The sequence below is a fragment of the Mesorhizobium sp. UC74_2 genome, from assembly GCF_042701485.1.
Classification (GTDB): domain Bacteria; phylum Pseudomonadota; class Alphaproteobacteria; order Rhizobiales; family Rhizobiaceae; genus Mesorhizobium.
Map to the genome: position 1 here is coordinate 6,149,850 of NZ_CP170562.1, position 25,427 is coordinate 6,175,276.

20 protein-coding genes and 2 pseudogenes are annotated in these 25,427 nt (G+C 62.2%); 17 read left to right on the forward strand and 5 right to left on the reverse strand.

Annotated features, from left to right (window positions below; genetic code table 11):
• Positions 1-83: 83 nt before the first annotated feature.
• The 4 genes from ACFJIU_RS30030 (at position 84) to ACFJIU_RS30045 (ending at position 4,190) form a co-directional block, all read left to right on the forward strand.
• Positions 84-545, forward strand: a complete 462-nt coding sequence (locus ACFJIU_RS30030) for a hypothetical protein (protein ID WP_379066208.1) — start codon at positions 84-86, stop codon at positions 543-545.
• Positions 546-884: 339 nt separating this feature from the next.
• Positions 885-1,919 (forward strand): extracellular solute-binding protein, encoded by a 1,035-nt coding sequence (locus tag ACFJIU_RS30035; protein WP_379066210.1) that lies wholly within the window; start codon positions 885-887, stop codon positions 1,917-1,919.
• An 87-nt stretch (positions 1,920-2,006) separates the two neighbouring features.
• Entirely contained in the window at positions 2,007-3,431 is a 1,425-nt protein-coding gene (locus ACFJIU_RS30040) for an amidase (protein ID WP_379066212.1), read from the forward strand.
• 75 nt (positions 3,432-3,506) lie between these two features.
• Positions 3,507-4,190, forward strand: a complete 684-nt coding sequence (locus tag ACFJIU_RS30045; RefSeq protein ID WP_379066214.1) for a TetR/AcrR family transcriptional regulator — start codon at positions 3,507-3,509, stop codon at positions 4,188-4,190.
• A 55-nt stretch (positions 4,191-4,245) separates the two neighbouring features.
• On the opposite strand, the gene ACFJIU_RS30050 is transcribed toward ACFJIU_RS30045, so the two are convergent.
• Entirely contained in the window at positions 4,246-5,169 is a 924-nt protein-coding gene (locus ACFJIU_RS30050) for a sugar phosphate isomerase/epimerase family protein (RefSeq protein ID WP_379066216.1), read from the reverse strand.
• Between the two features lie 279 nt (positions 5,170-5,448).
• Here ACFJIU_RS30050 and ACFJIU_RS30055 point away from each other — a divergent pair, with 279 nt between their 5' ends.
• The 11 genes and pseudogenes from ACFJIU_RS30055 (at position 5,449) to ACFJIU_RS30105 (ending at position 16,942) form a co-directional block, all read left to right on the forward strand.
• Entirely contained in the window at positions 5,449-5,826 is a 378-nt protein-coding gene (locus tag ACFJIU_RS30055) for a hypothetical protein (RefSeq protein ID WP_379066218.1), read from the forward strand.
• Positions 5,827-6,026: 200 nt separating this feature from the next.
• Positions 6,027-7,358 (forward strand): extracellular solute-binding protein, encoded by a 1,332-nt coding sequence (locus tag ACFJIU_RS30060; protein ID WP_379066220.1) that lies wholly within the window; start codon positions 6,027-6,029, stop codon positions 7,356-7,358.
• Positions 7,359-7,434: 76 nt separating this feature from the next.
• Positions 7,435-8,319, forward strand: coding sequence for an ABC transporter permease subunit (locus ACFJIU_RS30065; protein ID WP_379066222.1), 885 nt, complete (start codon positions 7,435-7,437; stop codon positions 8,317-8,319).
• A 14-nt stretch (positions 8,320-8,333) separates the two neighbouring features.
• On the forward strand, positions 8,334-9,230 hold the full coding sequence (locus tag ACFJIU_RS30070) for an ABC transporter permease subunit (protein WP_379066224.1): 897 nt from the start codon (positions 8,334-8,336) through the stop codon (positions 9,228-9,230).
• A gap of 13 nt (positions 9,231-9,243) precedes the next feature.
• Positions 9,244-10,365 (forward strand): sn-glycerol-3-phosphate ABC transporter ATP-binding protein UgpC, encoded by a 1,122-nt coding sequence (gene ugpC / locus ACFJIU_RS30075; protein WP_379066226.1) that lies wholly within the window; start codon positions 9,244-9,246, stop codon positions 10,363-10,365.
• An 89-nt stretch (positions 10,366-10,454) separates the two neighbouring features.
• Positions 10,455-10,940: a hypothetical protein gene (locus ACFJIU_RS30080; RefSeq protein ID WP_379066228.1), complete on the forward strand. Its 486-nt coding sequence runs from the start codon at positions 10,455-10,457 to the stop codon at positions 10,938-10,940.
• Between the two features lie 180 nt (positions 10,941-11,120).
• Positions 11,121-11,417 (forward strand): acyl carrier protein, encoded by a 297-nt coding sequence (locus tag ACFJIU_RS30085; RefSeq protein WP_379066229.1) that lies wholly within the window; start codon positions 11,121-11,123, stop codon positions 11,415-11,417.
• Complete coding sequence (locus ACFJIU_RS30090) at positions 11,414-12,586, forward strand: acyl-CoA dehydrogenase family protein (protein WP_379066231.1); 1,173 nt, start codon at positions 11,414-11,416, stop codon at positions 12,584-12,586. The genes ACFJIU_RS30085 and ACFJIU_RS30090 overlap by 4 nt, the downstream gene beginning before the upstream one ends.
• 3 nt (positions 12,587-12,589) lie before the next feature.
• Positions 12,590-13,498 carry an amino acid--[acyl-carrier-protein] ligase gene (locus tag ACFJIU_RS30095; RefSeq protein WP_379066233.1) on the forward strand — a complete coding sequence of 303 codons (909 nt, stop codon included), beginning with the start codon at positions 12,590-12,592 and terminating at the stop codon, positions 13,496-13,498.
• 8 nt (positions 13,499-13,506) lie between these two features.
• Positions 13,507-14,474, forward strand: a pseudogene (locus tag ACFJIU_RS30100) (DUF1839 family protein).
• A 66-nt stretch (positions 14,475-14,540) separates the two neighbouring features.
• Positions 14,541-16,942: pseudogene (locus tag ACFJIU_RS30105) on the forward strand (glycoside hydrolase family 2 protein).
• A 46-nt stretch (positions 16,943-16,988) separates the two neighbouring features.
• Here the strand turns inward: ACFJIU_RS30105 and ACFJIU_RS30110 are convergent.
• The 4 genes from ACFJIU_RS30110 to ACFJIU_RS30125 all read right to left on the reverse strand — a co-directional run bounded on the left by ACFJIU_RS30110 (position 16,989) and on the right by ACFJIU_RS30125 (position 21,845).
• Positions 16,989-18,827 (reverse strand): alpha/beta hydrolase, encoded by a 1,839-nt coding sequence (locus tag ACFJIU_RS30110; protein WP_379066235.1) that lies wholly within the window; start codon positions 18,825-18,827, stop codon positions 16,989-16,991.
• Between the two features lie 41 nt (positions 18,828-18,868).
• Entirely contained in the window at positions 18,869-20,383 is a 1,515-nt protein-coding gene (locus ACFJIU_RS30115; RefSeq protein WP_379066238.1) for an oligosaccharide flippase family protein, read from the reverse strand.
• An 11-nt stretch (positions 20,384-20,394) separates the two neighbouring features.
• Positions 20,395-21,351, reverse strand: coding sequence for a glycosyltransferase family 2 protein (locus ACFJIU_RS30120; RefSeq protein ID WP_379066241.1), 957 nt, complete (start codon positions 21,349-21,351; stop codon positions 20,395-20,397).
• Between the two features lie 143 nt (positions 21,352-21,494).
• Positions 21,495-21,845 carry a VanZ family protein gene (locus ACFJIU_RS30125; RefSeq protein WP_379066242.1) on the reverse strand — a complete coding sequence of 117 codons (351 nt, stop codon included), beginning with the start codon at positions 21,843-21,845 and terminating at the stop codon, positions 21,495-21,497.
• Positions 21,846-22,105: 260 nt separating this feature from the next.
• Between ACFJIU_RS30125 and ACFJIU_RS30130 the strand changes: the two genes are divergently transcribed.
• Both ACFJIU_RS30130 and ACFJIU_RS30135 read left to right on the forward strand, forming a co-directional pair.
• Entirely contained in the window at positions 22,106-24,118 is a 2,013-nt protein-coding gene (locus tag ACFJIU_RS30130) for a GumC family protein (protein ID WP_379066244.1), read from the forward strand.
• Positions 24,119-24,209: 91 nt separating this feature from the next.
• Positions 24,210-25,427, forward strand: coding sequence for a UDP-phosphate alpha N-acetylglucosaminyltransferase (locus tag ACFJIU_RS30135; RefSeq protein ID WP_379066246.1), 1,218 nt, complete (start codon positions 24,210-24,212; stop codon positions 25,425-25,427).

Here is a 25,427-nt window from a genome sequence, read left to right on the forward strand (position 1 = left end):
GAATTTTCTAAGCTTGATCAACGGCGGTCAGATTAGGAACTCTCAGTTACAATAAATCGTTTTCGACCTAGGCAAGATCATCAATGATGCAAGGGTTCATTCGTCTGCCTGCTGGCAGTGTGCCGATCTCTCAAGCAAGCTGGCCTCCGGTTGCGTTGCGCGGGCATCTCCCGAGCATTGACCATCGCAGCAAGCTCGGGCAACTTGATTCCTCGGTGGAAGGGCATCCTCGGGTAATCGTTCAGCGGTTGCCGGCAGGCTTCGAAAGGCTTCTCCCGATGTCCAGAAACCTCAAAACCGCAATCATCGGCATCATCGTTGCCCTGATCGCCGGTCTGGCGGTCAATTACGGGCTCATCAGCCAGCAGACGGCGGACGAGATCAAAGCCAAGACCGATGAGGTTCTGAGCAACGAGCAGACGGCACAGCCCGAGGGTACCCAGCAAGCCGCGCCGCAGGCTCCCAACCCTCCGTCGGCCGAGCCGTCGCAAACGCCGCCCTCCACGGGCGGCCAGGAACAGCCCCAGCCATCACCGGCCAACTAAAGCAATTCCAGGAAAAGTGCGTAACGGGTTTCCGTCCGGAATTGTGAAAAAACAAAGAGTTGGAGCGTTTACGGAAACGCTCCAGGCTACGGCCATAGCCCGATAGCCATCCGGAGCGCTACCTGCCAGCCCGATGCGAAGTTTCTTCACCGCCTGCGGTGTCGAAAAAGATATTGACTAAATAGTTAGTAATAATAATCTCGCGATCGGGAAAAGACCAGCCAGCCGGCGCCTGCCGGTGAATGGCTGCCCCGTGGGAACACAAAGCGAGACCGTCCCCGGCAGTCGTCTGCCCAGGGCGAAATGGACCCGAGCGGGTCCCAAAAGGGAGAAATGTGCATGAAGCTGAAAATGGCAGCAGCAGCGCTTGGCCTGTCGCTTCTGGCGGCAGGAGGTGCGGCCCACGCCGAAGGCGTGCTCAACATCTACAACTGGGGCAACTACACCAGCCCGGAGCTGATCAAGAAGTTCGAGAAACAATACGACATCAAGGTCACCGTCACCGACTACGATTCCAACGACACCGCGCTGGCCAAAGTGCGGCAGGGCGCGTCGGGCTACGACATCGTCGTACCTTCGGCCAGCGTCATACCGATCTGGATCAGTGAGGAATTGCTGCTCGAAACGCGCCCGGACCAGATGGAGAACTTCAAGAATGTCGACCCGCGCTGGGTCGACGTGCCGTTCGACCCAGGCCGCAAATACACCGTGCCGTGGCAATGGGGCAGCACCGGCATGTCGGTCAACAAATCCGTCTATTCCGGCGACATCAACACCTCGGCGATCTTCCTCGACCCGCCGCCGGAGCTCGTCGGCAAGATCAATGTCGTGCCCGAGATGGGCGACATCATGTATTTCACCATCACCTATTTCGGCGGCAAGTTCTGCACCGAAGACAAGGCGCTGCTGAAGAAGGTGCGCGACAAGCTGGTCGAGGCCAAGGCGAAGTGGCTTTCGCTCGACTACGCTGCCGTCGACGGGCTTGGCCGCGGCGACATCGCCGCCGGCGTGAACTGGAACGGTATTTCGCTGCGCCAGCGGCTGCAGAACAAGGACATCACCTACGGCTATCCGAAGGAAGGCTATCCGATCTTCATGGACAATGTCGCCGTGCTGAAGGATGCCAGGAACGTCGAGAACGCCAAGCTGTTCCAGAACTTCATCATGGATCCGGAAAACGCGGCGATGATCTCGGCCTTCGCCCGCTATGCCAACGGCATCAAGGGCTCGGATAAATTCATGCCCGCAGACATGAAGGGCGCTCCGGAAGTCGACATCCCGGCCGAGTTCCTCGCCAAGGGCGAAGTCATGCCGATCTGCCCGACGCCGGTGATGCAGCTCTATACCAAGATCTGGACCGACATCCAGAAATAACGCCCCTCACCAGCCAGTTCCAGGCGCCGCACCGCCCGGACAACCTTTCCAGCACAATCGCGATCGCCTGATCGCCGGAGACCACGCATGTCCGATCTCGACCTTTGCTACATGCCAGCCAACAAGGCGCTGCAGCTTTTCAGGGCCAAAAAACTTTCGCCGGTGGAATTGATGCAAGCCACAATCAGGCGCGCCGAGGCTACGAAATCCTCGATCAACTGCCTGACGTTCACCTATTTCGATGAAGCCATGGCGCTCGCCAGGAAGGCCGAAGTCAAATACGCCAAAGGCGCCAGGACCGGTGCGCTCGAAGGCCTGCCGATCGGCATCAAGGACGAGAGCTATATCAAGGGTAAGCCGACCTCGCATGGTTCGCTGCTGACCCAGGGCGCGGTGAGCGGCCACACCTCCACGATCAATGAACGCATCATCAAGGCCGGCGGCATCGTGCATGCGCGCACCGCGACGCCGGAATTCAGCTGCGCCGGCTACACCTGGTCGAAGCGCTGGGGTGTCACGCGAAATCCGTGGAATCCCGAGTTCACGCCTGGCGGTTCCTCGGGCGGCTCGGCGGCGACGCTGGCCGCGGGCACGTCTTCGATCGCGACGGGGTCCGACATCGCCGGTTCCATCCGCATCCCGGCCTCGGCATGTGGTCTCGTCGGCTTCAAGCCGCCCTATGGCCGCAACCCGGACGAGCCGCCGTTCAATCTCGATTTCTACTGCCACACCGGGCCGCTGGCGCGCAACGTCACCGACGCGATCCTGCTGCAGAACGTCATGACGGGGCCGAGCCCGCTCGACATCTCCACCTTGCGTCCGAAGCTGAGGCTGCCGCTCGACTACAAGCCGATCAAGGGCTGGCGGATCGCCTTCTCCATGGACCTCGGCTCGTTCGAGGTGAGCCCGGACGTACGCAGGAACACGCTGGAAGCCTGTGAGGTGTTCCGTTCGCTGGGGGCGACTGTGGAAGAGGTCGATCTCGGCTGGGGCGACGAGGTGCTGAAATCCGGCATGGCCTATCTCGAGCATATCTTCGGCGCGTCGCTGGCCGGCCTGCTCAAGGAGCATGGCGACGACATGACGAGCTATGCCCGGCAGTTCGCCCTGGACGGGCAGAAATCGAAGGCGACCGACTTCGTCGCAACGCTGGAGGTGGCGGGGCGGATGTATCAGAGCCTCGGACCGCTGCTCGAGAAATACGATGTACTCGTGTGTCCCACCAATGCGTTGCCGGCGGTGCCGGCCGAGTTCGACCAGACCAAGGATAGCGTGCAGATCAACGGCAAGACGGTGAACCCGTCGCTCGGCTGGGTGATGACCACGCCGTTCAACATGCTGAGCCGCTGTCCCGTTGTCTCGATGCCGTCTGGCCGGGCGACAAATGGCGTGCCGACAGGCATCCAGATTGTCGGGCGTACCTACAGCGATGCCGATGTATTCCGCGCGGCAATGGCCTATGAAACGGCACGGGGCCAATGGTATGGCGACGGAGCACGCCCGTCGCTGTGACGGCGGCCCGCTGCGAAGGGAATGAGCCGGCGCCGGGCATGGTCGCCCGTTGCCGGTGCAAGGGACTGAAACAAGATGGCACAAGGCAAGGCAGTCACGGCTGACAGACAGGCAAACGCCGTGACCAAGCGCCCGGCGGGCACGGGTGATCGTCGGCGTCAACGCGGCGAGGCGAGCATCCAGCGCATCATCGATGCTGCCATCGATCTGATCGCCGAGGAGGGCCTGTCCAGCCTGACCATGCAAGCCATTGCCAAGCAGGCAGAGGCCTCCAATGCGCTGGTGGTCTTCCATTTCGGCAACAAGGAGAACCTGCTTCGCGCGGTGCTGCAGTATCTCAGCGATCAGTATGACGCACTCTGGACCAGCATGGTGCGTGCGCCCGGCCTGTCAGCCGTGCAGCGCGTGACGGGCGCGGTCGAATGCGGACGGCGCTTCGCGCGCCAGCATCCGAAATGGGTTTCTGTCTTCGTCATCTTCGGCAGCGATCGCAAGAGCATGCAGATCTACAAGGAGATCGGCCTGCCCGGCGACCTTGCCTATAACGCGGAAGCAAGCGACCTGCTGGCCGAGATCGTGCGTCTCGGCAACTATGACAATGTCGATCCGACGACGCTGGCCGAAAGTCTCAACTACCTGGTCCAGGGAGCGTGGTACTGGGGGCATCTCAATCCGCCCGACTTGCAGTCCGAAGTGCCTGCCAGGACGATCGCAACGCTGCTGCATCATGCCTTCCCACGGCATTTCGATCCGGCATGAAGATGAACTCAGTGCCCCCGGATGACCATCTGAGGGCACTGTTCAGACCGACAGCTCAGGCTGCGGCGGCGGTGCGTACGAAACGAGCCTTTTCGGCAAGCTGCCTGGTGGCGTCGACAGTGTCCTGCGCGGCGTACCAGTAGCGTTCCTTCAGCTCGATGTTGAACAGCACACCGTCAGGGAACTCGCATTCGGCCATCAGCCTGTCCCAGGGAATGTCGCCCCAGCCGACCGGCAGATGAAGGTCGCCGTGACCGTAGGCGATGCGTTCGCCGTCGGTGAACATCCAGATGTCGTCCTGGCGGCCGAAGCTGTCGTGAACGTGCAGATGGCGCGCATAGGGTGCCAGCGCCTTCACCTCCTCGACGAATTCGTCACGACGGCCGTCGAAGTCGAGTTTCAGATAGGCATGGCTGAAATCGAGCGTGGCCATGACGTTCGGATGGTTGATCGCACCGAGCTCCGTGGAAAGCCGTGACGGCGAGGCCGCAAGCGCCTTGCCGTCATAGCCTGCAAACAGGGTCTCGACGCAGAGGATCAGCCCATGCTGGCGGGCGACGTCACCGCTTTTGGCCAGCCACTCGCGCTGCCGCTGATAACCGGCTTCGACGCCGTCGGCCTGTTGCATCGGCATCAGGCCGGAATGGATCACATAATGCTCGGCGCCGACCTCGGCCGCCACTTCCAGCGACGCCTGCAGCACCTCGAAATGCCGCGGCAGCCGGTATGCTTCGTCCATGAAGTTGATGGCGAGCGGGCCATGCACGGAATAGACGACGTCGCGGCCGGCGCAGGCACGCTTAAGCGCGGCAAGCTGCGGTTTCCTGATCTTGCCGCCGACGACGATATCCATGTCGTAGGTCGGCAGTTCGATCGCCTCGACGCCCAGTTCCTCGATCATGTCGAGCTCTTCGGCAAAGTCCGAGAGATCGTTGGCGCGCTTGTGGGCGGAGATTCCGGTGCCGGTGACGGCTGACATGGGCTTGGTCCTTCAGTTTACGGGCTTGCGACTTTGCAGGCTGGATCTTGGGCAGGCTGGATCTTGGGCAGGCTGGATTTTGGCCGAGCGGTGCTCGGCAGGCCATTCGCGACAATGGCGCGCTTTCATGTCCGGCATCTGACCGGCGCATGACACTTCGCTGACGCGGCCTGGGGAAAACCATCCGCCGCCGCGTTCAATCGAGCCTCGACAGAAGCCGGCAAATGTCATTGAATCGTCACCTGATCGTCATGGATGAGGATTCGGGCTTTGCGCGGCATGGCTTTGCATTCGGCACTCCTGGTCGCTTCGCTGCTTGTCTCCGGCGAAACGAGCGCGGGCGATCTCACATCAGCCGAACTGAAGAACGAGTTGGTCGGGCATTCGATCGCCTGGTGGGAAGATGGCGGCTGGCGCGGCGGTTCGCTGATCCTTGCACCCGACGGCTCCGCCGAGATCACGATCGACAATTCGGGCGACAACTCGGTCCGGCAGGGCGACAAGGGGCGGTGGGCGCTGCGCAATGGTGAACTGTGCACCGTGTGGAGCGAGATCCGCGACGGCGGCGAGAAATGCTACAGCGTTCGTCGCGGCGAGCGCGGGCGCTTCCTCACCAGCGGCGGCAATGTCTTCGAGATCCGCGACGCCGGTGTCTGATCCGGATTGACTGTTCAGGCCCGGCTCTGGCCCGGTTCTGCCTCTCAGAGGCGAATAACAGCTTTTGCTGGCCTGCGCCGGTGGGGATTGTCGTCATTTCATCACGAAACCACAACGCGGCTGTCATGTGATCTCTCTAGGGGGAGGCGCCGTAGCGGGCGTTGCGCTCGCGCAGCAACCTTCCTGTCTGGAGAGGACGAATGAAACGATTAATCCTGCTCGCGACGACGGCCGTCGTGCTTGCTAGCGGCGCCAGCGCCGCCGAACGCACCAAATTCGAATTCTGGTACGGCCTCACCGGCGATCTCGGCGAAGTGGTGGCCAAGCACTGCCAGCTGTTCAACCAGTCGCAGGACAAATACGAAGCCGTCTGCACCGGGCAGGGTGGCTACGACAAGGCCGAGCAGAACACCATCGCGGCCTATCGCTCCAAGCAGCATCCGACGATCGTCCAGATCTACGACGCCGGCACCGTGAACTTCATGCTGTCGGGCGCCATCTATCCGGCCACCAAGTTCGCCAAAGACTACAAGCTCGACATCGACTGGAAATCCTATTTTCCGGGCATCGCCAACTACTACGCCACCTCCACCGGCGAGATGTGGTCGTTTCCCTACAATTCCTCGACCGCCGTCTTCTACTGGAACAAGGAAGCCTTCGCGAAGATCGGCAAGACCGAAGCGCCGAAGACCTGGGCCGAGTTCGGCGAAGACCTGAAGGCGATGAAGGCCGCCGGCGTTCCCTGCGGTTTTGCCTTCGACTTCGATTCCTGGATGGACCTCGAACAGTTCTCGGCGACCAACTCCATTCCGCTGGCCACACTCGACAACGGCTACGGCGGTCTCGGTGCCGAACTCGCTTTCAACAAGACAGCCTTCGTTGGCCACATGAAGGACTTCAAGTCCTGGCTCGACGCCGGCTATGCCAAGATCCAGACCAAGCAGATGGGCAAGGACGTCGTCCAGGCGTTCGCCGACGGCACCTGCGCCGCTACCATCACCTCGATCGCCAACCACGGCACCGTGCACAACACCCAGGCCAAGGACCTGAAGTGGGACGTCGCCATGATGCCGGTCATCGATGCCGCCAAGCGTACCAATTCGATGGTCGGCGGCGCTTCGCTGTGGGTCATGGAAGGCAAGTCGCCGGCAGAATACGAAGCCGCGGCGGCTTTCCTGAAATACGTCACGGCTCCGGATACCGGTGAGAAGTACATCGCCGAAAACACCGGCTATATCCCGGTCACCACCAAGGGCTATGAGCTGCTGAAGGCGGACGGCTTCTACAAGGATCCGAAGCGTGTCAACCGCGACATCGCGATCGCTTCGCTGACCGCGTCCGACGTCACCCCGCTGTCGCGCGGCATCCGTCTCGGCAACTTCACCTCGGTCCGCGCCGAGCTGCGCTCCGAGCTGGAAGCTGCCTTCACCGGCCAGAAGGATATGCAGACCGCCATCGACGCCGTCGTCGAACGCGGCAACCAGATCCTGCGTCGCTACGAGCAGACTTACAAGGGTGTCGCCCTGCCGTAAGCGGACGACGTCTTCCCGGGCGCCGCGGCTTACTGCGGCGCCCTTTTCATAATCATGACCGGCAAGGAGCATCCGCGTGGAAAAGCGTGCGACTTTCTCCAATCTGTGGCTGGCGGCAGCTTTCATCGCTCCGCAGATGCTTCTGATCTTCGTTTTCTTCTATTGGCCGTCCGGCGAGGCGCTCTACTGGTCGCTTACGCTGGAGCCACCTTTCGGCGGCAGCAACCAGTGGGTTGGCCTGCAGAACTTCATGACCGTGTTCGAGGACCCGAAATACTGGAACTCGGTGCGGGTTTCGCTGACCTTCGCCTTCTCGGCCACTGTGCTCTCGCTTGCGATTGCCGCGTTGCTCGCGCTTTTCGTCGACCGCCGGCTGCCCGGCCACCAGGTCTACAAGTTCACCTTCTTCCTGCCCTACGCGCTGGCGGCCCCCGCCGTCGGCCTGGCGTTCCGCTTCATCTTCTCACCGGATGCCGGCTTCGTGTCGGTGATCAACCATGCTTTCCCCGGTCTCTGGAACCCGGCACTCAACGGCTACGACGCCTTCACGCTCATCGTGCTGGCGCAAAGCTGGAAGATGGTCGGCTACAATTTCATCTTTTTCCTGGCCGCCCTGCAGTCGATACCGCGCACGATTTCCGAAGCAAGCGCGATGGACGGTGCCAGCGTGCTGAGGCGCATGTGGGATATCCAGCTGCCGCTGATCACCCCGACACTGTTCTTCCTGATCGTGATCAACATCACCGACAGTTTCGTCGACAGTTTCGGCATCGTCGACATCACCACATCCGGCGGCCCGGCGCGGGCGACCGAACTGATGGTCTACAAGATCTACACCGACGGCTTCCAGGGCAAGGACTACTCGCTCGCCGCCGCGCAATCGATCGTGCTGATGGTGCTTGTCATCGCACTGACCTTCATCCAGTTCCGCTTCGTCGAGCGGCGCGTCCACTATCGCTGAGCGGAGGCCTGGCCGTGATCGAACGCACCCCCGTCCTCGATTCCCTCACCCACGCGCTGCTCATCTTCAGCCTCGCGGCACTGCTCATTCCGTTCTGGATCATCTTCGTGGCTGCGAGCCACGACTTCCATACGGTCAACCAGGTGCCGATGCCGCTATGGCCCGGCAGCCATTTCTTCGAAAACATGGCCACCGCCTGGGAACGCGGCAATTTCGGCCGGGTGATGCTGAATTCCATCATCGTCGCCGGCGGCGTCACCATCGGCAAGATCGTGATCGCCGCGCTTTCGGCATTCTCGATCGTCTACTTCCGCTACAAGCTGCGCATGGTGATGTTCTGGCTGATCTTCATCACCCTGATGCTGCCGCTGGAAGTGCGCATCGTGCCGACCTATGCGGTGGCGGCCGACGCGTTGCGGCCATTCAAGGCGATCTTCGGACTGTTCGGGGTCTCGGTCGGATTGCCGGAGTGGAACCTGCTCAATTCCTATTCCGGCCTGATCCTGCCGCTGATCGCCACAGCGACCGGCACGTTCCTGTACAGGCAGTTCTTCCTCACGGTTCCCGACGAATTGACCGAAGCGGCCAAGATGGATGGCTCGGGCCCGGTCCGCTTCTTCCTCGAAGTGCTGATGCCGCTCTCCAAGACCAACATGGCTGCGCTCGCCACCATCATGTTCGTATGGTCATGGAACCAGTATCTGTGGCCGCTGCTGGTGGTGACCGACCAGTTGAACTTCGCCACCGCCACCATGCAGCTTCAGAAGATCGTGCCCGGGCCGGTGTTCGGCGAACCGCCGATCTGGAACGTTGCCATGGCCGCCAACCTGATCGTGCTGACCCCGCCGGTGCTGGTCACCATCTTCCTGCAGCGCTGGTTCGTGCGCGGCCTCATCTCCACCGAAAAATAAGGGATCACACCCCATGGCCGAAATCACCTTGCGCGACGTGCGCAAATCCTACGCCAAGAACGAGGTCGTGCACGGCGTGAACCTCGATGTCGCCAGCGGCGAGCTGATCGTCATTCTCGGCCCCTCAGGCTGCGGCAAGTCCACGCTGCTGCGCATGGTGGCCGGCCTGGAAACGATCACCTCGGGGGAGGTCACGATTGCCGGCCGCGTGGTCAACAGACTGGAGCCGCGCGAACGCGGCTGCGCCATGGTGTTCCAGAACTATGCGCTCTATCCGCATATGTCTGTCGCGAAAAACATCGGCTACTCGCTGAAGATCGCCGGGCTGCCGAAAGCCGAACGCACCGAACGCGTCAACAAGGTCGCGGCTACGCTTGGCCTGACCGATTTTCTCGAACGCAAGCCGGCCCAGCTTTCCGGCGGCCAGCGGCAGCGCGTGGCGATGGGGCGCGCCATGATCCGCGAACCGAAAGTGTTCCTCTACGACGAGCCCTTGTCCAACCTCGATGCAACGTTGCGCGTCGCCATGCGTGTCGAAATCCGCAAGCTGCACCAGCGGCTCGGCGCGACGACCCTGTTCGTGACGCACGACCAGGTCGAGGCCATGACGCTCGCCGACCGCATCGTCGTGATGAACAAGGGCGGCATCGAGCAGGTCGGGACGCCGAGCGAGGTCTATGGTCGCCCGGAAACCACCTATGTCGCCAATTTCATCGGCTCGCCCGGGCTCAATCTGCTGAAGGGTGCCGCTCATCCGGACGAAGGCGTCATCAAGCTGCCAGATGGCCAGCAGCTCGCCTATGACCGCAGCCAATGGCCGGAGATCGGCCATGGTCCGGTCGTCGCGGGCTTCCGTGCCGAAGCGGTGAAATTCGGTTCCGGTCCGCTTTCCGCGCGCTTCGACTTTGCCGAAGAGCTCGGCATCGCCAAGCTGCTGCATGGCTCGTTCGGTGGACAGGGGATGATCGTGCACGTCGCGACACGCGCCGACCTGCAGCCGGGCCAGCCGTTCTTCTTCTCGGTCGATCCCGCCGATATCCAGTTGTTCGACGCCGACAGCGGTCGACGGCTGGAGGAGGTCAGGGCGCCCGTGGCCGCAGTGAAAAATACGACGCCTTCGCAGATCATCGCTTGACGACGACGACCACCGGCCGCCTTTCGGCTTACCGGTGGTTTACGACATCGCGCTAGGCTTGCTCATGTCCGATTCGTGAGGGAAGCGCCGTGAGCAAGATCGTCACTTCATTCGCCGTGGTTGCGGTGTTCTCCGCCTTGCTGATGGCGTTGAGCCTGGCGGTAGCGCAGCACGGCTATCCGTTCGGCGCCATCGGCGTGAAGCGGCTGGACGACATTGCGGATGCAACGACCTTCCTGCCGCTCGCCGCGCTCTATTTCTTTTCGGCCATGCTGATGATGGTGCTGCCGCTGCGCGCGGCGAGCATCGTCCTGCTCAATGCCGCCGATATCGTCGTCTGGGCGGTTGTGGTGCTGTTCGCCAGCATTGTCGGGTCGCTGGCGGCACGCTGGGCCTTCGGCCAAAGCAGCGCGCTGTGGGCATTGTGGAACTGGCGCTTCCTGTTTGTCGCGGCTGTGGTGGGCTGTCACCTCGTCATGAACGAGTTGAGGCGCAACGTTCTGTTGCGCAGCCTCTTCCTGGTCGTTTTTGCGGCAGCAACGCTCGCCTGCCTGTTCTGGTCCTTCGCGCTCTGAACCACGGTGGGGTGCAAGGAACGCGCCAACACTCGAAGCTACGTACCATGACTGCCGAAATCGATTTCGATTTTCAGGTCGATGCGCTAGCTTGGAGCTTCCGGCATGTGCGGGTTTACAGGCTATTATCCATTCCCGTTCATGCGATTTTATTGCGGTTAATTTAGAGGAAGGGCGAGGATGGCGCGTTCCTTCTTGGGTAGGGTGAGTATCGTGGGCGATGTAAAGTCGAAAATTCGTGAAATTCTGGCCGCGCGTGGCGGTTTGCCGGGCGGGATCGAAACGCTCGGCGACCAGTCGGACCTCTACGCGGCGGGATTGTCGTCCTTCGCCTCAGTTCAGATCATGCTGGCTCTGGAAGAGGCGTTCGACCTCGAATTCCCGGATTCGCTGCTCAACCGCAAAACATTCCAGAGCGTCGATGCGATTGCCGCAGCCGTGCAGGGCATCCTCAACGGGGCCACGGCGGCAGAATGAACGCGCCGGCCAGCACACGTCTTGCCGAACGCGCCGGCCGCGTGGCGGCGGTCGCCGCCGCTCATGCCGACGACGTCGACATCAAGAGCCGTTTTCCGCAAGAGGCGGTCGATGCCATGCGGCTCGAACGGCTGCTTTCCGTCCAGATCGCCGACGAGTTCGGCGGCGAGGATGCCACGATATCGGACGTTGCCGAAATCTGTTCGCTGATCGGCCAGTCGTGCGCCTCCGCGGCCATGGTCTTCGCCATGCACCACATCAAGCTTTCCAGCCTCGTTTCGCACGGCTCGGAGAGTGGCTGGCACCAGGCTTTCATGCGTCGCGTCGCCGACGAACAACTGCTGCTTGCCTCGGCCACCACCGAAGGGGGCATCGGTGGCAATCTGCGCAACAGCATCTGCGCCATCGAAGTGAACGGAGCCGATTGCCATCTGGAGAAGGATGCCACGGTCATCTCCTATGGCGAATATGCCGATGCCATCCTGATCACCTCGCGTGCCAATGCCGAAGCCGCTTCCACCGACCAGGTAATGACGGTGTTTGGCAAGGATCAATACACGCTGGAGCGTACCCAGGTATGGGACACGCTCGGCATGCGCGGCACCTGCTCCGACGGCTACCTGTTCAAGGGCGATGCGCCCGCCGTGCAGATCCTGCCGAAGCCCTTCGCCGAAATCGCAGCGCAATCGATGCTGGCGACCTCGCACCTTTTGTGGAGCGCGGTCTGGTACGGCATCGCCGTCAACGCCATGGCGCGCGCGCAGAGCTTCGTGCGCGCAGCTGCCCGCAAGAGCCCCGGCGCGCCGCCGCCAGGCGCGTTGCGGTTGGCCGAAGCGTCCAGCCTGCTGCAGCTCCTGAAATCCAACATCATTGCCGGACTGCGTGAGTTCGAGGCGGCGAAGGCCGATCACGATCGCCTGTCCTCCATCGGGTTTGCGGTGGCGATGAACAACGTCAAGATCGGCTCGTCCGAGACGATCCTCACCATCATCAACCACGCCATGCTGGTATGCGGTATCCTCGGCTACAAGAATGGCACGCCCTACAGCCTTGGCCGCCACCTGCGTGACGCGCACTCGGCGCAATTGATGATTTCCAATGACCGTATCCTCGGTAACACGTCGAACCTCCTGCTTGTGCACAAGCAGGACACGAGCCTGATGGGGTAAGCCATGGACCAGCAAACCTCGCTTCTGGACCGGCTGTTCGAAACCGGCCTGCTCATCGAAACCGGCGTCGAAGGGCTTTATGGCCGCAGCGGCCGGTTCGAGGACATCATCACCCGTTTCGAGGCTCTGATCGACAGGGTCGGTGGCGGTGACGGCGCCGAAGCGATCCGCTTCCCGCCCGGCATGAATCGCGCGCATTTCGAGGGCAGCGGCTACATGAAGAGCTTTCCGCAGCTCGCCGGCACGATACATTCCTTCTGCGGCAACGAACTCGACCACATGAATCTCCTGCAGTGCATGGAGACCGGCGAGGACTGGACCAAGACCCAGGAAGGCACCGACATCGTGCTGACGCCCGCCGCCTGCTATCCGCTCTATCCGACGGTGGCCAAGCGCGGTGCCTTGCCGGAGGGCGGCGGTCTGTTCGACCTGCAATCCTATTGTTTCCGGCGCGAGCCTTCCAATGATCCTGCGCGTATGCAGCTTTTCCGCATGCGCGAATATGTGCGCATGGGCACGCCGGAACAGGTGATGGCGTTCCGCAACGACTGGATGGAGCGCGGTAAGGCGCTGATGGCTTCCGTGGCGTTGCCGGTGGAGATCGACGTCGCCAATGATCCGTTCTTCGGTCGCGCCGGGCGCATGATGAAGAACAACCAGCGCGACCAGAACCTGAAGTTCGAACTGCTGATCCCGATCACCTCGACAGCCAAGCCGACGGCCTGCATGAGCTTCAACTATCACCAGGACCATTTCGGCAAGGGCTGGGAAATCAACACGGCCGACGGCGAAGTCGCCCATACTGCGTGCGTCGGCTTCGGGCTGGAGCGCATCGCGCTGGCGCTGCTGAACCACCACGGCCTCGATATCGACGCCTGGCCGGCGCCGGTTCGCAAGACCTTCGGATTCTGATCTTGACGCTGCCGACGGTCTTTGCCGGGCTCGACCCCGCCAGCTACAAACCACATGCGCTGCACCAGGCGGAGCGCATGTGGCCCGAGACCAATTGTTATGTCGATCTGTGGATCGAGACGCTGCACGCCTTCGGCAGCGAGCCGGAGGCGATGCTGGGTTTCACGCTGACGCAGGATTTCGAGGGCGACCAGTTCACCTTCTTCAAGGTGCCGCTGGAAGATCTCGAGGCACTGTACGGCATCCGTTGCACGGAACTCGCCATCTACGACCGCGTCGAGGCGCATGTCGCCGAACAGCTGAAGCGTGGCCGTCTGTGCCTTGTCGAGATGGACAGTTTCTATATGCCCGACACGCATGGTGTCGGTTACAGGCACGAGCACGGCAAGACCACGGTGGCGATCAACCGGCTTGATGTCGCCAGCCGCAGTATCGACTATTTCCACAATGCCGGCTTCTTCAACCTCGAAGGCGATGATTTCGACGGCTTGTTCCATATGAAGGACGGGCCGGAGGACCTGCCGTTCCTGCCCTATACGGAATTCGCCAAATTTCCTGCGCAACGGCCCGCGCACGACCATCTGCATTCGCATGCCGAGCACCTGGCAATTCAGCATTTTGCGCGTCGGCCGGTCGACAATCCGGTGGCGGCCTTCGCCAAGGCCTTTCCCGGCCAGGTCGAAAAGCTGGCGGAGCGGCCGTTCGATTTCTTCCATAAATATGCGTTCAACACGCTGCGCCAGCTCGGTGCGAATTTCGACCTGGCCGCGGCTCACCTCGACTGGCTGTACCCCGACGGTTCCCTGGCCGGAGCGGCCGGTCATGCGCGGCGTATTTCCGAAGTTGCCAAGGCGGCGCAGTTCCAGGTGGCGCGCGCCGTGGCGCGGCGCAAGTTCGAACCGCTGGCCACCGCTCTCGATCCGGCCATCGAGGCCGGGATGCCTTGATGCGCGACCTTGCCGGCAGGCTCGGCTAGAGCGCCGTGAACGCGGCTACTCCAGCACGTGGCAGTCAGGGCCGCCTTCTCGAACAGGGCTGGCGGATGGCGCTCACACCTGCCGGTGCCTGGGATACGCCGCCGCCGGATGCAGGGCCTTTTCGGACGGTGCCAGCGCCTGTTCCCGGTACGGTTGCCGGTGCGCTGGAGCGGGACGGTCAGTTCGAGCGCACCGCGCCGCGACCGCTGAACACGTCCGACGCCTGGTACTTTCTCGATCATCTGGGAGAGCCGCCGGGACCGGCCATGCTCCATTTCGATGGGCTGGCGACCGTTGCGGAAATCTATTGGAATGGCGATCTGGTCCTCACTTCCGGCTCGATGTTCATCGGCCATGAACTGGCTGTCACCTTGACCGGGAAGGACAGGCTGGCCGTCTGCTTTCGGGCGCTCGCACCCCATCTGGAAAAGCGGGGAACCCGCGCACGCTGGCGGCCACAGATGATCACCCCGCCGGGTTTGCGCCTGGTTCGCACCACCGTGCTCGGCTACATGCCCGGCTGGTGTCCGGAGATCCATGCCGCCGGGCCTTACCGCCCGATCCGGCTGACCCGGCCGGACCGCGGCGAGCCGCAGGATGTCCGCGTCGCCGCGACGTTGGATGAGGACGGAACCGGCCAGTTGAAGGTAAGCTTCAAGGCGTCCGGCTTGAAGGGCACCGTCCACCTCATCTGCGCGGGCAGCGAAGCCGAGCTTTCGAGCGAGGGCGGGCACGTCGAAGGTCGCTTATCCATTCCGGATGTCGCGGTGTGGTGGCCGCGCACGCACGGAGCGCCAGCTCTGCACGATGTCGAAATCCTGGCGGGCGGTGAGCGCCGCACAATCGGCCGCACCGGCTTTCGGCGGATAGCCGTCGATCGAGGTCCCGACAGACGGGACTTCGCCCTTCTCGTCAACGGTGTGCGTGTCTTCTGCCGCGGAGCGGCCTGGACCAGCGCCGACATCGTTGACCTTCCCGGTGAGCGGGACCGCTACGCGCCACTTCTCGAACTCGCGGCCGACGCGAACATGAACATGGTCCGTCTTGGCGGAACCATGCTCTACGAGACGCCGGAATTCTTCGCGCTGTGCGATGAACTCGGCATCATGGTCTGGCAGGACTTCATGTTCGCCAACTTCGACTATCCGATCGGCGATGCCGATTTCGCGGCGTTGGTGCGCAGCGAGGCGGAGCAGTTCCTGCATGGCATTTCGTCCTCGCCGTCATTGGCGGTGCTGTGCGGAGGCAGTGAGATGGCGCAGCAGGCGGCCATGCTTGGGCTGCCGCCGGCATCGTGGTCGGGCCCGCTGACGGACGACCTGCTGCCCGCCATTGCGACCGCGATCAGGCCGGACGTGCCCTACGTGCCGAACAGTCCAAGCGGCGGAGCGATGCCGTTTTCGCCCAATGAAGGCGTCACCCACTATTACGGCGTCGGCGCTTACTGCCGGCCGCTGGAGGATGCGCGCCGCGCCGGCGTCCGTTTTGCCGCCGAGAGCCTGGCATTTGCCAATGTGCCGGAACAGACGCTGCTCGACAGTGCGTTGCCGGTGCCGGCCGTTCATGATCCGCGCTGGAAGGCGCGCGTGCCGCGCGATCGTGGCGCGTCATGGGATTTCGAAGACATTCGCGAACACTATCTGGCACTGCTTTACGGTGTCGATCCGATACGGCTGCGTCGCGAAGATCCAGTCCGCTATCTCGACCTCTCGCGTGCCGTGACAGGCGAGGTGATGGAAGCGACCTTCGCCGAATGGCGCCGAGCGGGCTCAAGCTGCAACGGAGCATTGGTCTGGACGTTCCAGGATCTGCTGCCGGGTGCCGGGTGGGGTGTTGTCGATGCCAGGGGCATGCCAAAGCCAGCCTGGTATGCGCTAAAGCGCGCCTTTCGCCCGGCGCAGATCATGCTGACTGACGAAGGTACAAACGGTATCGACGTGCATGTCGTCAATGATAGTGGCATGGACCGCGAGTTCATCATCGAGATCGCCTGCCTGCGCGATGGGATGCAGCCTGTGGTGCGTGGCACGCAGACGATCATGGTTCCAGCCCGCCGGGGCATCGCCTTGCCGGCGACGGATCTGTTCGGCGCCTTTTTCGATACCGCCTATGCTTTCCGCTTCGGGCCGCCTGCGCACAATGTGACGGTTGCCCGGTTGGAGGACGACGGCGGTCAAGGCCTGGTTGCCGAGGCGTTTCATTTTCCGCTCGGGCGGGCCGAGCTTTGACCGAAGCTGCCTTGACGGCGGTGCTGTCTGAAGCGGAGGGGCGCTGGCTGCTGACGCTCTCCACCGACCGTCTGGCCCAGTCGGTTCATATCGACGTGCCCGGTTTCCGGCCTTCGGACAACTGGTTCCATCTGGCGCCGGGAGACGCGAAGACCGTGCGGCTTGTTGCGCTTGGAGGCGTTGAAAAGCCGACTGGCGGTGTCAGTGCCCTGAATTCAAGGGCAACCGCACGGTTCTAACGGGAGGTGGTGCAAGGTCGCGCAAGTCGAGCCCGATCTTCGAAAATCATCCGCCAGCTTGCGATGTCGGGGCGCCGTTTGCATGTGTGTTTGAACGTGCGCCGTCAGGTTCGCCCGCCTTCAGGGCAGCTTCAAGAATGCGTTCGCGCACCACAGCCTTGGCAGCAGGTGGCGAGATGTTGTGGTCGGCATCGGCAATGATATCCAACGTGGCGTTGCCGTAGCGTTTCAGCCCTTCGCCGTCCTTGCCGAAATGGAAGCGGAAGCGGTCCAGGCCGATATCGGTCGCGCTGTAGATCAATGTCAGCGGCATGTGCCGCTGGGCGAGGCGCTTGAACAGGGCATGTGTCGCTTCTCCCAGGCGAGCATATTTTGAAACCGGCGCCATCAGCGACGGCATCATCCCGGCGATGCGCCTGGCGACCTGCTTGCCGATGCTGGTTACGGCACTGCGGACATCGATGCGGCCGGCAAACAGGCGGCGCAGGGTATCGCCGCTGACCATGCGGCGACCATAATCTTCGAGCGATCGGGCATTGTAGCGCAAGGCGTCATCCACCGCCTCGTCCTTGTCCCAGACGAATGTGAAGGGATTGACCAGAACGGCGGCCTTGCAGCGGTCGTCGGCAATGGCACTGCGGAAGGCGAGATAGGCGCCGCTGCAGCGACCGGCGAGCACAGCCAGACCGAGTGCCAGCCCATCGAGCAGGTCAAAAGCGGCGATCACGTCGTCCACCTGATAGTCGGTATACAACGTCTGTTCGGGCGCCCCGACCACCGGTGGACTGTCACCGACGTCAGCCCCGTCGAAACGCAGGGAAGCCACGCCTTTGGCCGCCAGATAGCGGGCGGTTTCAACAGTCATGCGTGCCCAGCCGGCCTGGCGGTCATAGCCACTTCCAAGGCAGATGACGGTGGCACCTCGCCTTTGACCTCGCGGCTGGCAGAGAACACCATAGAGGCGATCGTCGGCACCGAAGCGCAGGGGAGTCTCCACGAAATCGGGACCTTCCAGTCGTGCCGCGCCGGGGACCTCCGATGCCTGCAGGTGCGCTTTCTTGCCCTTCGACTGCGTGGCTGCCTCGGACACCCATGCCACGACCTGGCCAATGACCGTGAGTGGCTGTTTGGCGAGTGTCGGGTTGGAAACCAGATCATCATAGCCCAGATAGGGCAGGCGGGTGACCTTGGCGCCCAGCGTGGCCAGATGTTTCGAGAGCGCGACTTCCTTGTCGTGCGCCGGCCGCTCCAGCATCAGGACACGGCCCGCCGGTGGCGTGGGCAGCGCTTCGATGTTGAGCTTCTTGATCTGCGCGGCGATTTCGTCGGGCATGACCAGGCCCGCCACCGCGACATGATCGGCAATTCGTTGATCCTTTCGGAGGCCGAGCCCCTCGTCCACCATCTTTGACCAGGCAGCCAGCTCGCGCAGGTAGGAGCGACCGCTGACCACCGGCGCCATCAGAACGGCTGCATCGACGGCCGTGAGCCTGGGGGCGAAGCTTGCAGCCAGCGTTGCGCCGATGCCATGACCGATCAGGATCAGGCGGGCGGCGCCGGAGAGGCGCCGCAATTCTTCGGCGGCGCCAAGCACAGCCCTCTCCCAGACAGCGAGACCGTCGGCGAAGTCGGCCCGGTCCAGCGCGTCGCCGGTCCCCGGGTAGTCGAAGCGCAGGCTGGCAATGCCGGACATCGCCAGGCGCTCAGCGAGATCGCGCCAGAGCTTGCGCGTGCACATCTCCTCGAGGCCCCATGGGCTGAGGAAAAGAACTGCGCTGTCGCGCTTTGTGGAACCAGCTGCCGCTTCAGCGTAGAGCCCGACTGTGCCGCAGAACGTCACGGGCTGTGCCGCGGCCCATTGCCTGCGCATCTGGTTCTCGGTCATGCCTGGTGCCTGGCTCGATGAAACAGGAACAGATGGAGCATTCATTTCGAAGCCTGTGAGGTGGAAGGCAGTGGTGCGATCAAACCGAACAACAATCGCGCCATTCGTCCGATGCCAGATGGAAGACGCGATTGCAGGCGATTGATGGCTGCCGCGTCCTCCGATGGTATCGCCGCCAGCAGACGCATTGCAAACGCGTAGACAAGCGCGCCGACCGCGATGCCGACAACCAGGCCGAAAATCCCCTGCAATGCGCGTGCTGCCAGATATGCAGCGACACCGCAAGCGATAGCAGCCAAGGCTGTCCTGACCACGACCAGAACAAGATCCTTCGCCTTTCCTTCGAGGGTGATACGACTGGCGAGGAGTGCGCCCATGGCCAGAAAAACGAAACCACGAACCATCGCTGCGCCTGCCAGGCCCCATGAGGGCACCGCGACAAGGCAACCTACAACCATCAACAGGGCGCCAATACTGCTGATGACCAGGCGATCCGTCACCTGGTTCCTGGAGTAAAGATACTGGGTGACGAGCAGCATGAAGACATAGGCAGGCGAGCCGACAGCCAGGATCGCCACGGCCATGGCGGCTGGTTCGAACGCACTGCCGAAAACGGCGACGACCAGAGGCGAGGCAACCGCGGCCAGACCGAAGCAGAGCGGCAGGGTGATATAGGACAGTGAGCGGACCACGGCGGCAAACAGGTCGGCAGAGCTGATATCGTGCTCGGTTTCGTGTCGTTCGGCATAGAAGGGGATCAGGCTTCCCGCCAGTTGCACAGGCAGCTGAAGTGCAAGGTTCGCCAGGGACAGCGCGACCGCATAGAAGCCGACATCCTGTGTGTCCCGGAAATGCTGCAAGAAGACCAGCTCCGGTCTGGTCAGAAAAACAGCAGTGATAAGGAATTCGAAGAACAGCAGGAGCGACGTCGCGGCGAGGGCGCGGCCGCTGTGCCCGGCCTTTCGGCGTCGGGTCGAAAGAATGCGCAGGGTGTAGATGAAGAACACCGATTGGCCGGCTATGTAGCCGATCAGGACGCCTTCGGTGCCGGCAAGTCGCGCACCGCCCAGAACGATGCCGAGCTGCAGGATCGATGCAATGACGGTGAAGATGAAGAAGGTGCCGAGACGCGTCTCACCGATCAGGTAGTTCTTGGTGAAGGAGCCGATCGACTGGATGAACAGCAAGGCGATGGCGAACGCAGCCACGCTGGCGGTTGAGTTGCTCCATTCAAGGCCGCCGCCCTTCCAGCAGAACAGTGCATAAAGCGCCGTCAGCAAGCTCGTGGCGAGGACGACCGGCACGGCCAGAAAAGCGGCGAAACCGCGCCGTTCGTCCGCGTCCACGCCCTTGGCCTTCAATTGAGGCAGCAGCCTCAGCAACAGGATTCCCGTGCCCAGTTCGGCCACCAGCGAGCCGGTGGCCGCCACCCATAGCGCGAAAGCGACAGTGCCGCTGGCAGCGGGGCCGAGCAGGCGCGCGACGATAACCGAGCAAGCGAAGCCGGTGACCAGGAGCAGCATGCCTGCTGCCGCATTGATCAGCGAATTCGACATGATGCTTCTGCTCAAAGAGTTCCTCGCAACTGCGCTACACCCCACCCCGATCCTGGTCTCAGCTTAAACGGAATGGTGTTTGCGCACACTTTACAAGCCGCTACGCGAAATCGGGGCGCCATGAGGCGAAATGGGTGTTGGGGCGGTGCGCCAACCGACCCAGCGGCCGGCGAAGATGCTCCACGAGCGGTATGCCATGCCAGGTTTGCCGGTAAACGTATAAACGACGACCCGGCCAGGGGGCGCAGGAGCCGCGGCAGGTAGTCACCGAAGCCATAACCATGCTTGCGCATGACGTAGCCGAGGCCCATTGAATAAAGGCGCATCTTGGCCACTGCGGCAGGCGTGGTCCGATTGGAGCGATCGTCTGGGTGGTGGCCGATAAAAGCGGGATCGTACCATCCTGTTCGTCCCGCGGACAAAAGTCTCAGCGCCAGGTCCTGGATTTCATAGCCCCCCCACTGCGTATCGGAGCCCGGGCCGATCGCGACGTCGAAGCCACCGGCCGCGTCGAAGTCAGATCGTTTAACAACCAGCATCCATTCGATCAGGGTCGTCCAGACCGTCGCAGGCTCGATCGGTACCGCCGCCGCAGCGAAGTCGCCCATGATTGTTTGACCCAGCGCATTGGTGGCGCGACCGCAGTAGAAATCGGCGGGATGATCCTTCCTGAGGGTGTCTATGCGAGCGAGCAGGTCCCGCGGATACCAGCAGTCGTCGTCCGGAAACATCAGCCATTGGCCTCGGGCCCGGGCGGCGCCAAGATTGCGTGCGCGGCAGACACCCTTCCTGTCGGTACGCAGGTGGATGATGGTCATCAGCCCGACGAAGCTGGCCAGTACCGGGACCAGCCGGTCGTCGGGATTCTGATCGACAATGATCAACTCGAAGTCGCGACGCTCCTCGGCAGCCAAGGAGCGCAGCAGCGCAGCCAGCTCGTGCGAACGGCCCAGCGTGGCGACGACCATAGAGGTCTCGATTTCCGGACCGTTCCGGGACATGCATGCCCTGTCTGCGGCGAGGTTGCGGCTGTCGGACGAGGCCTCGTCCTGATACCGGCCTATCTTGGCTTCGACGCGTTAAATTGACGTGAAACCAGCCTGGATCGGGCTTATTGATTTTGCGTTGGAGAGCGACGCAGCAGCCTGCCTGCCAATGTGATCGTGGCGATGCCAATGAGCCCGGCAGCTGCCTTGATGACCATGTCCTCGATCCGCCCGTGGCGACCGGGATCGATCAACTGAAGCAATTCCAGCACTGTAGCGATGCTCACGACGAAAACGGCGATGCGTAGCGTGTGCCGCGGGAAGCTCAGCGCCAACGCACTGCCCAGCAGCATATAGGCCAAGGCCCGCTCCAGATTGGCATCGCCGAGATGCGGTCTCAGTCCGATCGGCGAGAGGGTGGCGAAGACGATCAAAGCCAGGAGGAAGATCGAAGCAAGGCGGTAAAGAAGAATCATCGCGCGTAACTAATGTCGGATTCAGGCAGTTTAAAGCACGCTTTTTGTCGCTGCCCAAGGGATGCTGCCGGTCAACAGAATTTTACTGCGGAGCAGGCGGGCCAAGATTCAAACGGCCGATTTAGCGGTTTGTTAACCATAAATTGGAACATTCGCGATACGCCAATCTGCGCGCGGCAGTTCGTTGCGTGAGGCAGAATGGGGGTTAGGTCGTGCCGCTTGCCCAGGCTCAGGCGTAACGACTTTTATCTCGGGGCACCATGGACATAGATATCCTTCAACTGCCTGGGGTTCTCAGACGCCGGTGGCCTTATGTGGTGCTGGCGGTGCTGGCGTCCCTGGCGTTGGCGGTGGCCTTTCTCGCCACCCAGAATGCATACTATCGTTCTACCGTCGAAATTCTGCTGGATACCAGCCGTGACGCTGCAACGGGCGACGCCGGTTCGGGCGAAGCACAGGTGAGCACGCAGCAAACCGTCACCAGCCAGATTTACGTGCTCCAGTCGCGCGAGACATTGCGCAAGGTCGTCGACAAGCTCGACCTGACAAACGATCCCTACCTGGCCGCCAGTGGTGGTGGCTTGTTGCAGATCTTCGGGGGAGGCACACCGGCACCGGCGGATCGTACGGACGCGGTCGTCGATGCGCTGGTGAAGAACCTGACTGTCGCTCAGGCTGGAGATTCGCTGGTGCTGTCGGTGACGGTGAAGCACCAAGACAGCGAAAAGGCGGCCAAAATCGCGCAGGAGATTGCCGATATCTATCTCAAGAGCTCGAATGAGGCTCGGACCGATGCAGAAGAACGCGCCAACACCGCGCTGCAGCAGCAGGCGGAAACCTTGCGGAAACGCCTGTCGGATGCCCTGGCTGCAGCCGAAAAATTCCGAAGCGAGAATGGGTTGATCACCGCCGGGCAACAGGGCCTGGTGACAGATCAGCAACTGGCGGGCATCAATCAGCAACTGCTTGCGGCGCGGCAGGCAGCCGAGCAGCAGAAGGCGATCGCCGACCAGGCCAGCCAGCTCAACATGTCCAATGTCGAGACCGGCGCCATTGCCGAGGCGCTGCAGTCGCCGACGCTGATCGACCTGCGCAGCCGCTATGCGCAACTGCTGGACAGACAAGCGGAGGTCGCAACCAGCCTCGGTGGGGAGCACCCGCAAATGCGGGCCGTGCGTTCGCAGATCGCCGCCATGCGCGTCTCGATCGAAAACGAACTCGAGCGTGTCCGCAGGACCGCACAGTCCAATGCCGATCGCGCGCGCGCCAATCTCAACTCCTTGCAGACGCGCTTCGACGCCTTGGCCGAGATGAACAGCGAGAAGGGTGATGCCCGGATCAAGCTGGCGCAACTCGAGAATGAGGCCGCCTCGATCAATTCCGTCTACCAGTCCTTCCTGAGCCGCTCGGAGGATCTGGTCAGTCGACAGAACATCGGCAAGGGCTCTTCGCGGATCATTTCACCGGCCATCGCGTCGACGAAACCAGTGCAGGCGCCGAAGAGCCTGGTACTCATTGCTGCGCTGCTGTTCGGTACGGCTGCAGGATCGGTGCTCGCGGTGCTGCGCGATGCGATCAGTGGTGCCGTCCGTTCGGAACGGGAACTGGTAGCCACGACCGGTGCTCCGGTACTGCGCACCGTCACACGCCTTGTGGACAGCGGCAAGATCGGCTGGCGTCAGCGGTTGAGCCAGATCTTCCAGCTGCGTCGCGCAGACGCCCCACCCGCCGAGGTGAAGGGCCAGCAAATACCGGAAATGGGTCTCGCCAGGATCAACAATCTGACGGGGCTTCGACGTTCCGACGGACTGCCTACCGTCGTCGTCGTCGCGGCAGCCGATCCGACCGTGGTCAGCGAGCATGCGGCGCCAGGGATTGCCCGCCAACTGCACGGCCTCGGCGAAGAAGTCTACCTGTTCAATGGCGCGCTCCGTACCGAAGCGCGGGCAAGGCCTCACGGCCGCGCGGATCATCATCCACTTAAAGACGTGCTGGAATATGAGCACATTGGCGACAGCCGTTCGCCCGCGTTGCTTTCGTTGGCCGCGGAGCTTGAACGCGTCTCCGGCGCGGTGCCTCCTTTCTTTGTGGTCGATGCTTGCGGCACCGAGGCGCAGGAACTGTTGCCAGTCCTGCTCAAATTTGCCGACGGCATCATTCTGCAATCTGAGATCGGTTCAACTCACAAGAACGAACTGGCCTTGCTGATCAGCGAGATCGAACCGTGGCGCGAGAAGCTGGTTGGCAACATCGTCGTCGGAAGAGCTGCGTGAGTATCGGGGCGGGATCATGACCGCAGCGTCCGCGACCGTCCAAGGCTTGAGCCGTTCCCAGTCGACTATGGCAGGATCGGCGGATGACACAATGCCGGGGCTGATTAGGTTCCTGGCAATCGCCGCGCTTGTCGCGGCACTGGTGTTCAACTTCTTCCTCTGTTTCGTGAACACCAAGCTGATGGGCATCACCGACGGCTATGTAATCCTGTCGGAAATGACGATTGTCGGCACCGCGTTTGTCGTCGCATTGACGCGGCGCGCGCCAATCTACCTGCTGCTGGGAGCCTTCATCAGCTACATGTTGTTCATCTTCGCCCTGAGAGGCGGTGAACTCAATCTGAAATCCGTGCGCGACATCCTGATCCCGATCGCCTTCTATTTCGCCGGCATGCGCCTGCGCGATCCGAAACTGGGCGACAGCCTTGTGCTGGTTTCGGGGATCATCGTGGTTGCCGCCGGGCTGTTTGAATATCTCGCTGTCGACACCTACGTGTCCTACTTCAATATCGTCGGCTACTACATCGCCCGAGGCACCATAACGGCCGACCGGATTTTTGGTGTCAAGGAGGGCCTGTTCGTCTCCGGCATACGACCAGAGCCGCGTACGATCCTGCCTTTCCTTGGTCAGCATCGCGTCTCATCGGTGTTCCTGGAGCCGGTGTCGATGGGCAACTTCGCGGTCATAATCTATGCCTGGGCACTCTATCGTGGCCGCGCCTTCAAGGGTTTCTGGCTGGCGTTGACCATGGCGTTCGCGGTGATCGCGCTGGCCGATGCTCGCTTCGGTCTCTATACCTGCGTGCTCATTACCGTGTTCTACCCGTTCTACAATCTTGTGCCGCGGCTCGCCTGGGCCATTCTTCCTTTCCTGCTGCTGGCTGTTCTGGCGGCCTATGGCACGGCAAGCGGCACTGACGGTGGCGCAAACGATCTGGTGGGCCGTTTCATGGTGACAGCCCATATCCTGACGCAGTTGTCACCGGCGGTTGTGCTGGGCTCCGAGCAGACCTCGCAATTCACGGCCGACTCCGGTCTGGCCTACTCACTCACCGCCTTCGGAATCTTCGGCTTCGTGGTGCTTTGGGCAATCCTGGTGTTTGCACCGGCGGCCGAAGCACGTGCCTGGCGGTTCCATTGCATGGTGATGGTCTATCTGTTGCTGCTGATGCAGATCAGCGACTCGCTCTACTCGATCAAAACCGCGGCGCTGCTGTGGTTCCTGCTCGGAACGTCGAATGCCTACAAGTCGTTCGTCGCGGATGAGACTTCGCTCAGGCCGGCTGTGAGGCCAGCGCCCGCGCGATAG

Coding starts and splice junctions, on each gene's coding strand:
- ACFJIU_RS30040 (WP_379066212.1), top strand. CDS start 2,007: ATGTCCGATCTCGACCTTTGCTACATGCCAGCCAACAAGGCGCTGCAG.
- ACFJIU_RS30130 (WP_379066244.1), top strand. CDS start 22,106: ATGGACATAGATATCCTTCAACTGCCTGGGGTTCTCAGACGCCGGTGG.
- ACFJIU_RS30115 (WP_379066238.1), bottom strand. CDS start 20,383: ATGTCGAATTCGCTGATCAATGCGGCAGCAGGCATGCTGCTCCTGGTC.
- ACFJIU_RS30050 (WP_379066216.1), bottom strand. CDS start 5,169: ATGTCAGCCGTCACCGGCACCGGAATCTCCGCCCACAAGCGCGCCAAC.
- ACFJIU_RS30135 (WP_379066246.1), top strand. CDS start 24,210: ATGCCGGGGCTGATTAGGTTCCTGGCAATCGCCGCGCTTGTCGCGGCA.
- ACFJIU_RS30110 (WP_379066235.1), bottom strand. CDS start 18,827: ATGACCGAGAACCAGATGCGCAGGCAATGGGCCGCGGCACAGCCCGTG.
- ACFJIU_RS30095 (WP_379066233.1), top strand. CDS start 12,590: ATGGACCAGCAAACCTCGCTTCTGGACCGGCTGTTCGAAACCGGCCTG.
- ACFJIU_RS30120 (WP_379066241.1), bottom strand. CDS start 21,351: ATGGTCGTCGCCACGCTGGGCCGTTCGCACGAGCTGGCTGCGCTGCTG.
- ACFJIU_RS30125 (WP_379066242.1), bottom strand. CDS start 21,845: ATGATTCTTCTTTACCGCCTTGCTTCGATCTTCCTCCTGGCTTTGATC.
- ACFJIU_RS30030 (WP_379066208.1), top strand. CDS start 84: ATGATGCAAGGGTTCATTCGTCTGCCTGCTGGCAGTGTGCCGATCTCT.
- ugpC (WP_379066226.1), top strand. CDS start 9,244: ATGGCCGAAATCACCTTGCGCGACGTGCGCAAATCCTACGCCAAGAAC.
- ACFJIU_RS30060 (WP_379066220.1), top strand. CDS start 6,027: ATGAAACGATTAATCCTGCTCGCGACGACGGCCGTCGTGCTTGCTAGC.
- ACFJIU_RS30035 (WP_379066210.1), top strand. CDS start 885: ATGAAGCTGAAAATGGCAGCAGCAGCGCTTGGCCTGTCGCTTCTGGCG.
- ACFJIU_RS30085 (WP_379066229.1), top strand. CDS start 11,121: ATGGCGCGTTCCTTCTTGGGTAGGGTGAGTATCGTGGGCGATGTAAAG.
- ACFJIU_RS30090 (WP_379066231.1), top strand. CDS start 11,414: ATGAACGCGCCGGCCAGCACACGTCTTGCCGAACGCGCCGGCCGCGTG.
- ACFJIU_RS30055 (WP_379066218.1), top strand. CDS start 5,449: ATGGCTTTGCATTCGGCACTCCTGGTCGCTTCGCTGCTTGTCTCCGGC.
- ACFJIU_RS30045 (WP_379066214.1), top strand. CDS start 3,507: ATGGCACAAGGCAAGGCAGTCACGGCTGACAGACAGGCAAACGCCGTG.